This window comes from Psychrobacillus sp. FSL K6-4615, from assembly GCF_038008225.1.
Classification (GTDB): Bacteria; Bacillota; Bacilli; order Bacillales_A; family Planococcaceae; genus Psychrobacillus; species Psychrobacillus psychrotolerans.
In genome coordinates, this window is record NZ_JBBOYQ010000001.1 from 2,967,877 (window position 1) to 2,980,968 (window position 13,092).

Genomic DNA, 13,092 nt, shown 5'->3' on the forward strand with positions numbered 1-13,092 from the left:
AACAAAAATATTGAACTTTATCTATCGGTGTTTTCTAAAAGAATATAAAAAAGCTCAGCATTTAATAAAATGCTGAGCTTTTACTTAAGGTCTATCCTCTTCACGTATTTCATCAATCGGTACGAAAACCTCTATATGTCTGTGTAAATTTTGGAATGTGGCAGGTATAACTCCGCCGTATTCTCCGTCTAAATTTAAAAGAACCATATCGTCAGAAGTTACTTTAATATGTTTTGCTTTTTTAAAAATAACATGGGGATCCGTTAAATGTTCCCCCCGTAAGGCTAAAGATGCCACACGGATAAACTCTGCTATGTTCAACTTTTTCAATATTAACAAAGAAAACAATCCATCATTAATACTTGAACTTGGGGCAAGCTTTTCAAACCCACCGACCGAGTTCGTTAAACCAACTAGGAACATCATGGCCTCGTCTTCAAATACTTCCCCGTCATATTCAATTCTAACTCTTGTTGATTTAATCGACGGAAGCATTTCAATCCCTTTTAAATAATAAGCAAGCTGCCCAAGCATTGTTTTCAGTTTACTTGGTACATCATACGTAAGCTCGGTAATTCGACCACCACCAGCAATATTGATAAAATAGCGGTCATTAACTAATCCCACGTCAACTGGAATAGAATCACCTTTAACAATAATCTCCACAGCTTTTTTTATGTCTCTTGGAATATGAACTGCTCTTGCAAAGTCATTCGTCGTCCCCATTGGAATCAGCCCAATTTTAGGTCGCTTTTCGAATTCACTTACCCCTGCAACAACCTCATTTAGCGTACCATCTCCGCCAGATGCAATGATAATATCAAAGCCATTTTCCACTGCTTTCCTCGCTGCCTCTGTAGCATCACCTTCACGCGTAGTGGCGTGACACGATGTCTCATACCCAGCAATCTCTAACGTTTCCAATACTTCTGCTAAGTTCTTTTTAAATAGTTCTCTTCCAGAAGTTGGATTATAGATAATTCGTGCACGTTTCATACTTATTTCCTTTCTGTTTCACAATCTTTGTTATTATAAAGACTATGTTTCATCAAAAAAAGTTTCATTCCACTATTAAAAGAGTCGACTGTTGCCGACTCCTTTAATAATTTGATCAGCCTAATTATTTTTGTAGTGCTGGTAACCAAGCATTACGAATTGCTTCATATACTGCTAGGTGAAATTCTTGATTGTTTACAAATTCATTAGACATTTGTGCGTAAAATTCTTTTTGAGTTTCCTCAAATGATGGGTCTTCTTTGGCTGGGAATTTAGCTCTGCCATCCATTACGAATTGCTGAACACTCTCTGCACGGGGACCCCATTTAGAAATCACTTCACCATCTTTGCTTATCAACAAATAAACGGGAATTGAACGACCACCATTTGTTAAATACTGGTCAATTAAATCCAAGTTTTCATCGCGATAAACAGCACGTACTTCTACATTTGCTGCTTCTGCAATTTTACGCAATATCGCATTGTTCATCATTGCATCGCCACACCAGTCTTCTGTAATAACTAATATATGTGGCGCTCTATCCTTTAGTACTTGGATGAATTCATCATCCGCTGGCACATCAAATTTTTCATAGATGCTGAAAGATTCTTCTTTTTTCGTAGTCATAACATCCATATATTGAGCTAGTGGTTTTGCATTTTCAAAATACTGTTGTTCTGTAGTCAAGTGAGTAGCCCCCTTTTTTCTAAGTATACTTCGTTTTTAAATGTTATTCAAACAAGCTAGACTCATGAATATATAAACTATATTATTGTTCGAAGTTTACACCCTGTAAATACAGCTTTCTCTGTTCCCCTTCACCGTTAACCACAAGTGTGCCTTCTTCTGTAAAGCGTGGTCGCACAAGTCTTTCACTCATGTTGCTCATTGTCTTCTATTTTTACCATAGTGGTTTCCTTTACGTTTATCGAATTATAGTCTTCAAATACAGCGTCTCTGAAAATGGAGGTGCTTTAATTTCGTGTGATTTTCCGCTCTCTAAATCAATATAACCCAAGTGTACATTTTCATCCTCATTACTTAGTTGAGCAAATATCTTTATATGTTAGTGTCACAAACTGTGCCATTCATTTCAAAAAAAAAGACTGTCATCAAAGACAGCCAATTTCTATAACATTAATTTTTTCTTCGATTCAAATAAAATGACATCATTCACTTTTTTATGTAGTTTACCTTCTTTGTAGAAAATGGCACTTCCATCAGGGAGAGCATAAATCCTACGAGCGGAGGAAAGAGTAGACAATTCGTCATCAGATGCTTCGTTATAATGCACCTCCACACTAAAGTCCACTAAACCTAACCCTTTTATGACTAAGGACTCCGGATAGTCATCGTCTTTAGTTAAAAGACAATCCTTACAAAATGCTAAAGCCCCTGCACTATAACCGATTAATAGCCCAGGAAAATTTTCAATACTCCTAGCAAGTTCTTTTTCTTCAATCAGCTGAAGTAATTTTTCTGGTCTCCCGCCTATTAAATACAGAACATCGCTATCATTTATCAAATCTTCCATTTCTTTTTTGGATAGGTCCTCATGTAATAATCTAAGTGTAGCGTTTGTATAGGTAGAAAAAGCCTGTTTTAGATTTACCATCCAGCTGTCATAATTAGAAACTTCTGTCGCAAAAGGAACTACTAAAACTTTTGCATTTGCTTTAATCTTTTTCGTCAATTCTTCAAATATATCATCTAGCTCACCCTTTAAAACATGTCCCCCACCAATAAAACATAGCTCCACCTTGATTCACCTCTTTATATGTTAAATAAATATTCATTTATCATAGCATCAGTTTTCTTGGAAATAAATACAATTCTATTCAAAAAGTTCTTTACTAATGAGTGTGATCAACTGCTATCCGAGAGAGCTTGGCATCTATACGAGAGCAATAACCTGCTATCCGAGAGCATTTCGAATCCTTACGAGAGACACCTCGAAATATCCACACTATACGAGAGCGATCAACTGCTATCCGAGAGAGCTTGGCATCCATACGAGAGCAATAACCTGCTATCCGAGAGCAATAACCTGCTATCCGAGAGCATTTCGAATCCTTACGAGAGACATCTCGAAATATCCACACTATACGAGAGCGATTGACTTTTATCCGAGAGAACTTTGCATCCATATGAGAGACGAGTTAAATATACCCACAAAAAAGGATACCCACTTAAAGTGGGTATCCTTGAGTATTAGCGTTTAGTAATTTCTTCGTTCAAGATTTTGTTAACAAGAGGCGGGTTTGCTTGGCCTTTTGTTGCTTTCATGATTTGTCCAACTAAGAAGCCGATTGCGCGGTCTTTTCCGTTTTTAAAATCTTCAATAGATTGTGGGTTAGCATCCAGTGTTGCTGTAACGATTTCACGAAGTGCGCCTTCGTCCGAAATTTGTACTAAGCCTTTAGCTTTTACTACTTCCGCAGCGTCTCCGCCATTATCAGCAAGCTCTTTGAATACTTTTTTCGCAATTTTTGAAGAAATGGTGCCATCAGAGATTAGTTTGATCATTCCAGAAAGATTAGCAGGAGTAAGTTCTATATCCTTCAACTCTTTTTGGTCTGCATTTAGGTAAGCGGAAACCTCACCCATCATCCAGTTAGCAGCCAGTTTTACGTCTGCACCATCAGCAATGGTTGCTTCAAAGAAGTTCGCCATATCTTTAGACAACGTTAATACATGTGCATCATATGGAGATAATCCAAGCTCTTGGATATAACGTTGTTTACGCGCATCTGGTAGTTCAGGGATTTCTGAGCGTACACGTTCTAACCATGCATCATCAATTACAAGATCCACTAAATCTGGCTCTGGGAAATAACGATAGTCATCCGTACCTTCTTTAACACGCATAAGAATCGTTTTACCAGTTTTCTCATCATAGCGACGAGTTTCTTGTTCAATAATTCCACCAGTAGATAATACTTCTGCTTGACGAATCTCTTCGTGCTCTAACCCTCTACGTACAAAGTTGAAAGAGTTTAAGTTCTTCAACTCTGTTTTAGTCCCAAATTCCTCTTGACCATAAGGACGAATAGAAATATTGGCATCACAGCGTAAAGATCCTTCTTCCATTTTACAGTCAGAAACGTCTGTATATTGGATAATTGATTTAACTTTTTCTAAATAAGCATATGCTTCCTCAGGAGTACGAATATCTGGCTCTGAAACGATTTCTACTAGTGGAGTTCCTTGACGGTTAAAGTCTACTAGTGAATATCCATCTGCATGTGAAAGTTTCCCAGCATCCTCTTCCATATGTAGACGAGTAATCCCGATACGTTTTTTCTCACCATTGACTTCAATTTCAACCCAACCATTTTTACCGATTGGTTTATCAAATTGTGAAATTTGATATGCTTTCGGATTATCTGGATAGAAATAGTTTTTGCGATCAAACTTTGTATTTTGTTCAATTTCCATATTTAATGCGAGTGCTGCACGCATCGCAAAATCGACTACATTTTTATTCAATACTGGTAAAACACCAGGGTATCCTAGGTCTACTACTGTTGTATTAGTGTTAGGTTCAGCACCAAAATGATTAGGTGCTGATGAGAAGATTTTCGACTCTGTTTTTAACTCAACGTGTACTTCTAAACCAATAACTGTTTCAAAGTTCATGTTATTTTCCCTCCCATATTTGAGGAGTTTGTTTATGGAAATCAGTAGACTGCTCGTAAACATGTGCTACACGATAAATCGTGGACTCATCAAAATAATTTCCGATAATTTGCAATCCTAGTGGCATTCCATCTTCAAATCCACAAGGGATAGAAATTGCTGGCAAACCTGCAAGGTTAATTGGGATTGTTAATATATCATTGGCATACATCGTCAATGGATCTTCTACGTTTTCTCCAATTTTGAATGCTGGAGTTGGTGCAGTTGGTCCTACGATTACATCATAGTCCGCTAAAACTTTATCAAAATCTTGTTTGATAAGCGTACGAACTTGCTGCGCTTTTTTATAGTAAGCATCATATGTTCCAGCACTTAACGAGTAAGTCCCAAGCATAATACGACGTTTTACTTCGTCCCCAAATCCTTGCGCACGAGTTTCTTTATAAAGGTCCAATAAGTTTTCTACGTTTTCAGCACGGAAGCCATAACGAATTCCATCAAAACGAGAAAGGTTAGAAGAAGCCTCTGAAGAAGAAAGAATATAATATGTCGCTAAAGCATATTTAGAATGTGGCAATGAAACCTCTTCCCAAGTAGCTCCTTTTGCTTCTAATACTTTCAATGCATCCATAATAGACCCACGAACTGCTTCACTTACACCTTCTCCTAAATACTCTTTAGGCACGGCAATACGAAGACCTTTAATATCTCCAGTAAGAGCAGCTGCAAAGTTTGGAACCTCAACATCTGCCGAAGTAGAGTCATGTGCATCAACTCCAGAAATTGCTTCTAAAAGTAGTGCATTGTCTTCTACATTACGAGTGATTGGACCAATTTGATCTAAAGAAGATGCAAACGCTACTAATCCAAAACGGGACACACGTCCGTATGTAGGTTTCATCCCAACAACACCACAATAGGATGCCGGTTGACGAATAGATCCACCTGTATCTGAGCCTAAGGAGAATGGTACTTCACCAGCTGCTACAGCTGCTGCAGATGCACCTGAAGATCCACCAGGAACACGATCTAATGACCATGGATTTTTTGTTGTTTTATATGCTGAGTTTTCATTGGAAGATCCCATTGCAAACTCATCCATATTCAGTTTACCAATTGTAATCATTCCAGCCTCACGCAACTTTTTCACAACAGTTGCATCATAGATAGGATTGAATCCTTGTAAAATTTTACTTGCACAAGTCGTTTCTAATCCTTCAGTTACGATATTATCCTTCACTCCGATCGGTAACCCAAATAATGGTCCACGTTCTTCAAAAGGAACTTTTTCTAATTCTGTAGCTGTTTCTAATGCTTTTTCTTTGTTCAAAGCTAAGAAGGCTTCTACCTCGCCATCTAGTTTTTCCACACGTCCAAAAGCTTCGTTAGTCAAATCTACTAAAGAAACTTCTTTACTATGTACAAGTGCTTGTAGTTCTTTCGCTGAGTGATTAAATAACGTCATGATTTTCCCTCCTTACATCTATTAGTCCATTATTGATGGTACTTTTACTTGTCCTGCTTCTTGTTCTTTAACATTTAACATCATCGTATCACGGTCCAATCCTTTTGTAGCTACATCTTCGCGTAACACGTTTACTAAAGGTAGGACATGTGTAGTAGGTTCTACATTTGTTGTATCTAATTCTTTTAATTGCTCAGCAAATTCAGTGATTGCTCCTAGTTGTAGCGCAAACTTTTCTGCCTCTTCTTCTGTAATTGCAAGTCTTGCAAGATGCGCAACATGCTTAACTTCTTCTTTTGTTAATTCCGCCATTTATAACACCTCCGAATTCAATAACCATACGAAATATCATATCATTTTTCACTCTACTTGAACAGAGCGTAGCCTATTGCGTGTAAATATGGACATAAGCTTCTTCATCGCCAGTTTTTTTAACAAGTAATGCTTCTGCACCATCCAAGGAATTAACCTGTAATTCTACATTCATCGATGGATTAAAATGATCCTTTACAAGTCCAGCCAAATACTGTGTAAAGCCAATTATCTCTGCCGTTCCATAAAACTGAATAGGAATGGTGATCGTCCATTTTTGAAGCTGTTTGTCTTTGAAATAACCAGTCCCAATAATGCTTGTATAGTTAGGGAAATATGTCTCTACATCCATTTTGAAGTTCCGGAAAATTGTATCTAAATCTCGGTACTTTTCTTCTGATTCAGCCGTTGGGAATAAAATATATTCCTCATCATTTCCCTTCCAATCCGACACATTTTTGCCCGCTGGCGCAGTGCTATAAGAGAAGTATGTTCCTGGAACAACTGCATTTCGGCTATTTTGCTTAAACAAACCTACTACAATTGGAATATCTGCAAGACCATCTATCTTACGTAAACGGGTAACTACTTCTTCCGCAATTCTTCTTCCATTCTCTTCAATCTGAGCCTGGCTCAGCTTTTCTTCATAAGTAGCACCGTATTTTTCCTTCGTGTAATAATACGTGGAATTTAACGCCAATCCAATAGATATCCCAGATAGACTAACTTTATTATCTACTTTTTCCAAATAGTTTTGTTCCACAATATGCGTGATATAGACTGGTGCTTTTTGGGCTTTTTCTTCTCCAGTTAAACCTTTATCATCCGGGTTTAATCCACCTTCTGCTTGGTTGCTTCTTGCAAGCCATTTCTTCAGTGTTGTCGTATCTAAGTACTGTCCCTCCTGGAACAAATACTTATCAGGCGAGAATTCATTTTGAGAAATACGTAGAAGTCCAGTTTCCACTTCCTTCATATCGTACTTAGTAGACAAATTAGATAATACTAATCCTTTACTTGCACTTTCCTCATAAGGTAATAATGTTCTGTAGTATGTTTCATCTAGCTGCAAACTCGGAATTATTACTGTCTTGGTCTCTTCTTCTTCTGTATTTTGTATAACTTTTGTTTCGTCATCTAAAGAAGGAGCACACCCAGAAACCGTTAGTAATAAAGCCAGCGTCAACATGCCTATATGTTTTTTGGTCATGTTCGCCACTCCCTTTACTCCACTATGGAGTCCAATAATTTTTGTTCATCCCAAACCTCAATACCTAGGCTTGTTGCTTTTTCCAATTTTGATCCTGCTTCTTCTCCGGCAATGACCAAATCTGTTTTCTTGCTGACACTTCCAGCAACCTTACCACCTAATGACTCTATTTTTTCTTTAGCATCAGTACGTGATAGTTGCATCAGTTTTCCTGTTAAAACAACTGTTTTACCAGCAAACGGACTATTCTCCATTACATCTGCATCAATAATTCTACCAGTATACTGTAGGGTCAATCCAGCTTCTTTTAAGCGTTCAATCAATAACTGGACCTCTTCCTGCTCAAAATAAGTCACTAATGAATCAGCCATTTTGTCACCAATTTCATAAATAGCTATAAGCTCTTCCCTTGTTGCTTTCATCAATGCCTCAAAACTATGAAAATTAGCCGAAAGTATTTTGGCAGCTTTTTCTCCAATATGACGAATACCAAGTCCAAATAGCACTCGCTCCATTGAGTTTGCTTTAGATACTTCTAATGCTTCCACTAAATTGGTTGCTGACTTGAGCCCCATGCGCTCAAGCTTCACTAAGTCATCTACTGTCAATTTATATAAATCTGAAATATCCTTGATCAGTTGTTCTCTAAAAAGCTGTTCTACCACTTTTTCACCAAGTCCATCAATATTCATCGCATTGCGTGAAGCAAAGTGGTAAATACCTTCTTGGATCTGAGCTGGGCATTGCGGATTTACACAACGAAGTGCTACTTCTTCTTCGATTCTCACTAATTCACTTTCACATACCGGGCAATGAGTTGGCATTTTATATGGTTCCTCTGTGCCTTTTCTCTCTTCCGTTATAACAGACACTACTTCTGGAATAATGTCTCCTGCTTTACGGATAATGACATGATCCCCAATTCGAATATCTTTTTCACGGATTAAATCTTCATTATGAAGTGTAGCACGTTGTACAGTAGAACCTGCTACTTGTGCTGGTACTAAAATTGCAGTTGGCGTGACAACACCTGTGCGACCAACAGTTAAATCGATATCAATAATTTGCGTGACTACTTCCTCGGCAGGAAATTTATAAGCAATTGCAAATCGTGGACTCTTTGCTGTAAATCCTAGCTCTTCTTGTTGGGCATAGTCATTAACTTTTATAACAATTCCATCAATTTCATATGGAATGTCATGCCTTTTTTCTGTCCACTCTTCTATAAAGCTGAGCACTTCTTCGATAGAAGTGCACTTCTTCGTTTCCTTATTAGTCGGTAATCCCTGTGTATTCATAAAACCTAGTGCATCCAAATGATTGTCTATATTCTGGTCCTCACCATCTCCGCCCATTCCATAGACGAACATCGATAAATTACGGCTAGCAGTTATTTTCGGGTCAAGCTGACGTAAAGAACCTGCTGCCGCATTCCGTGGGTTGGCAAATAAGACTTCTGCTTGTGCTGTGCGATCTTCGTTCAACTTTGCAAAGGAAGACTTTGGCATATACGCTTCGCCTCTTGCCTCCAAGGTTACTGAATCTTTTAGGCGCATTGGAATCGAACGAATGGTTTTAATATTACTGGTAATATCTTCACCAATCGTCCCATCTCCTCGAGTAGCCCCTCTTTTCAAAAGACCGTCCTCATATAATAGGGAAATTGCCAGTCCATCGATTTTCAGTTCACATATATACGTTGGTGTTTCATCGATAATACCTTGAATACGTTTATCAAAATCACGCAAATCCCCTTCATTGAATGCATTAGATAGACTAAGCATTGGATTTGCATGAGTTACCTTTTTAAAGCCTTCACTTACGATGGAACCAACTCGCTGAGTAGGAGAATCTGGTAATATCAAATCTGGATTTTGTTCCTCCAAAGCTATTAGTTCATGCAAGTATTGATCGTATACGGCATCCGGAACAATAGGATCATCTAATACATAATAGGCATGTCCATAATCATTTAACAGCTTGTGTAACTCTTGTACTCGTTGTTCTAACTGATCCATCCAGGGTTCCTCCTGTTGTAGTTATACTTTTTCGATAGGGGCAAACTTAGCAAGCAGACGCTTAATGCCCGTAGGACTTGGAAATGCAATATCTAGCTCGGTATTCTCACCATCGCCACGAACACTGACAACCATACCTTCGCCCCATTTTTTATGGGTCGCTTTATCTCCAACTTGCCAGCCCATTTTATCCCCACCAGACTCGTTATATGCTGGACGAGTAACTACTGCTTTACGAGTGTTAGCCATAGCTTTTGCATTTCGTTCTGGATTTTTGCCGATGTCTTTAGTCCATCCAACGACCTCAATAATATCATCTGAAATCTCTTTGATAAAACGAGATGGGCTATTAAAACTGCCACGACCAAAAATAGTTCGAGACTGGGCACAGGTTATCACAAGTCTTTCTTCTGCACGAGTGATTCCTACATAAGCCAAGCGTCGTTCCTCTTCCATTTCATCATCATCACCAAGAGAACGTGAATGTGGGAATATATTTTCTTCCATCCCTATGATAAATACTACTGGAAATTCCAAGCCTTTTGCAGCATGCATCGTCATTAATATAATATTCCCTTTTGATATATCTTCCTCTTCATCCAACTTATCTATATCTGAGATAAGTGCCAGGTCGGTTAAAAAGGCAACTAACGACTTATCTTCACTCTGTTTCTCAAATGCTTTCGTTACTGATAAAAACTCTTCAATATTTTCTAATCGACTTTCCGATTCAATTGTCTTTTCATTTTTAAGCATCGTACGATACCCTGTTTTATCAAGCACTTGCTCCACTATTTCTGTGACAGACAAAAACTCCTGCATTTGGGTTAAGTTATTGATCAGCCCTTGGAATTGAATAACAGAGTTTACAGCCCGAGCAGGTATCCCCATAAAGTCGACTTCGTTTAATGCATCTAAAATCGAACGATCTTGGTCTATTGCATAGAGAGCCATACGTTCAAAAGAAGTCGCTCCAATATTTCGTTTCGGCTCATTAATAATTCGAGCAAGTGATAAGTCATCATCGTTATTTGCTATTAGACGCAGGTAGGCAAGTAAGTCTTTAATCTCTTTACGATCATAGAACTTTGTACCGCCCACAATTGTATAGGCCATATTCGATTTTACAAGTACTTCCTCCATCACACGTGACTGGGCATTCGTCCGATATAAAACGGCAAAATCATTTAATGTACGATTCTCTAATTCCATTAAATCTTGAATTTTTTGAACGACATATTGTGCTTCCTGCTGTTCATTCATCGCACGGAATAACTCGATTTTTTCCCCATCTAGATTCTCTGTTCGTAAAACCTTCGGGTATCTACTCGTGTTATTACCAATGACGTCATTTGCTGCCTGTAAGATTCGTTGAGAAGAACGATAATTTTGTTCTAGCATGATGGCTTTTGCATTAGGATAATCTTTTTCAAACGATAGGATATTCTGAATATCTGCTCCTCGCCAACGATAAATCGATTGATCCGAGTCACCAACAACACAAATATTTTTGAACTTTTTAGCAAGCATTTGTACTAACTCATACTGCGCTTTGTTTGTATCTTGATATTCATCTACATGGATATACTGGAATTTGTTTTGATAAAACTCCAGGACATCAGGAACTCGTTTAAACAGCGTTGATGTTAGCATGATTAAATCATCAAAATCGAGTGATTGGTTCTTTCTCAATTTTTTTTGATAGCTTTGATACACATTTGCTACTGTCTTTTCAAAAGGATTCATCTCATTCATCTGTGCACGATACATATCCGAATCGATGCATATATTCTTGGCTCCACTAATCGCATTTAACATCGAACGAGGATCATATTGTTTTGAATCAATATTTTGTTCTTTTAAAACATTTTTAATAACCGTCAGTTGATCACTTGTATCTAAAATAGAAAAGTTTTTTGTATATCCTATTCGGTCAATATCTCTTCTTAAAATACGTACACACATGGAGTGAAATGTAGATACCCACATTCTTTCTCCAGTCCCCGGTCCTAATAAGCCATCTATACGCTCTCGCATCTCTCTTGCTGCTTTATTGGTAAAGGTGATGGCTAGTATTTTCGATGGGTATACTTCCTTTTCTACGATTAAATAAGCAATTCGGTGGGTTAGTACACGTGTTTTCCCTGAACCTGCACCTGCCATAATAAGAAGTGGACCTTCTGTTGTCTTCACGGCTTCTTCTTGTTCTTTATTCATACCATTCAATAAGTTTTTCGCGATGATTTCCATAGTGCACTTCCTTTCAAGAACATTTGTTCTCTAATCATATCGTAAATCTATTGTTTACTCAATGTCTTTACTGCTTCTACTGTTTTTAAAGCCTCTGCCAGATTGTCATATATATAATTACCAACAATTATTGTATCTGCATAGGTAGCCATTTGTCTTGCTTGCTCCTCGGTTTGAATACCTCCACCATAAAACAGTTGAGTGTTTTTTAAACGTTTACTCACTTTTTTCACAGTTTGTACATCTCCATACATTCCGCTATACTCCATGTAGAAAACCGGAAATCTAAACAAATGCTCGACCATTTCCGCATATGCTATAATGTCCTCTTCACTTAACGGATGCAAGGCATTCGTTAATTTTGCAGCTTTACAATCAGGGTTTAAAATACAATACCCTTCTGGAATAATTTCATCCCAATTCATAACCTCTCCAAATTCCTTCGTAGCTGCGTGATGTAAATCCTTCACCCACTTCGTTTCGGAGCTATTTAATACACTAGGTATAAAATAATAATCAAATCCAGGAGTTATAGCTTCAATCGTAGATACTTCTAACGCCACAGGAACTGCATACCTTCTAACCCGCATTAGCAAATCAATCACATTATCGAGTGTTACATTGTCAGAGCCCCCGATAATAATTGCATCTGTGCCAGATTCACATATTAGTTCAAGAGCATCTGCTTCTATATTTTTTGCTGGATCTAACTTGAATATATGTCGCCAATCTTTATATTCCAATTTTTTCACCTACATCTAATTAGTTAACATTCATCCCATTATAACAAAAAAACTGAACAGACATCGCTGTTCAGTACATGTTCTTACATATTTTGAAAACTTATATTTTTTAATCTACTCTTTAATGGTTGGCGTCGAATTTTCATCTGGATATAAGCGACCTAACATTTCATCATAAGTACCGTTGCCGTAGTCGTAGGCACGTCTTACACGTGAAATGGTAGCAGTACTTGCCCCAGTTTCTTTTTTAATAGATTCATATGTTTTCTTCAAACGTAATAGATGTGCAACCTCGAAACGTTGTGCTAAGGATTGAATTTCGCTTATTGTACAAAGATCGTCAAAAAACTTATAACATTCTTCCATGTTCTTTAACTCTAATACTGCCTTAAATAGTTGTTCTGTTTGATTGCCTTTGATTTTTTCAATTTGCATTGCAGTCATCCTCCTTCTTGTTT

General features: G+C 37.7%; 11 protein-coding genes. All 11 read right to left on the reverse strand.

From position 1 onward, the window contains the following. Nucleotides 1–84: 84 nt before the first annotated feature. A complete protein-coding gene (locus tag MKX53_RS14925; protein ID WP_093538055.1) occupies nt 85–996 on the reverse strand; it encodes a diacylglycerol kinase in 912 nt (303 codons plus the stop codon). Nucleotides 997–1,120: 124 nt separating this feature from the next. Beyond that, a complete protein-coding gene (locus MKX53_RS14930; RefSeq protein WP_340912235.1) occupies nt 1,121–1,684 on the reverse strand; it encodes a thioredoxin family protein in 564 nt (187 codons plus the stop codon). A 442-nt stretch (nt 1,685–2,126) separates the two neighbouring features. Next, nucleotides 2,127–2,756, reverse strand: coding sequence for a Type 1 glutamine amidotransferase-like domain-containing protein (locus MKX53_RS14935; protein ID WP_340912238.1), 630 nt, complete (start codon nt 2,754–2,756; stop codon nt 2,127–2,129). A 452-nt stretch (nt 2,757–3,208) separates the two neighbouring features. Next, a complete protein-coding gene (gene gatB / locus MKX53_RS14940; RefSeq protein ID WP_340763481.1) occupies nt 3,209–4,636 on the reverse strand; it encodes an Asp-tRNA(Asn)/Glu-tRNA(Gln) amidotransferase subunit GatB in 1,428 nt (475 codons plus the stop codon). Nucleotide 4,637: 1 nt separating this feature from the next. Continuing rightward, complete coding sequence (gene gatA / locus MKX53_RS14945) at nt 4,638–6,101, reverse strand: Asp-tRNA(Asn)/Glu-tRNA(Gln) amidotransferase subunit GatA (RefSeq protein ID WP_093538051.1); 1,464 nt, start codon at nt 6,099–6,101, stop codon at nt 4,638–4,640. 21 nt (nt 6,102–6,122) lie between these two features. Beyond that, nucleotides 6,123–6,413, reverse strand: coding sequence for an Asp-tRNA(Asn)/Glu-tRNA(Gln) amidotransferase subunit GatC (gene gatC, locus MKX53_RS14950; RefSeq protein WP_093538050.1), 291 nt, complete (start codon nt 6,411–6,413; stop codon nt 6,123–6,125). A 73-nt stretch (nt 6,414–6,486) separates the two neighbouring features. After that, a complete protein-coding gene (locus MKX53_RS14955) occupies nt 6,487–7,623 on the reverse strand; it encodes a CamS family sex pheromone protein (protein ID WP_245762738.1) in 1,137 nt (378 codons plus the stop codon). Between the two features lie 14 nt (nt 7,624–7,637). After that, a complete protein-coding gene (gene ligA / locus MKX53_RS14960) occupies nt 7,638–9,641 on the reverse strand; it encodes an NAD-dependent DNA ligase LigA (RefSeq protein WP_340912241.1) in 2,004 nt (667 codons plus the stop codon). Between the two features lie 21 nt (nt 9,642–9,662). After that, the gene (gene pcrA / locus MKX53_RS14965) at nt 9,663–11,891 is read right to left on the reverse strand and encodes a DNA helicase PcrA (RefSeq protein ID WP_340912244.1); all 2,229 of its coding nucleotides are present in this window, start codon (nt 11,889–11,891) and stop codon (nt 9,663–9,665) included. 47 nt (nt 11,892–11,938) lie between these two features. Beyond that, a complete protein-coding gene (locus MKX53_RS14970) occupies nt 11,939–12,634 on the reverse strand; it encodes a heptaprenylglyceryl phosphate synthase (RefSeq protein WP_340912245.1) in 696 nt (231 codons plus the stop codon). 114 nt (nt 12,635–12,748) lie between these two features. Beyond that, on the reverse strand, nt 12,749–13,069 hold the full coding sequence (locus MKX53_RS14975; protein WP_093538046.1) for a YerC/YecD family TrpR-related protein: 321 nt from the start codon (nt 13,067–13,069) through the stop codon (nt 12,749–12,751). Between the last annotated feature and the right edge of the window lie 23 nt (nt 13,070–13,092).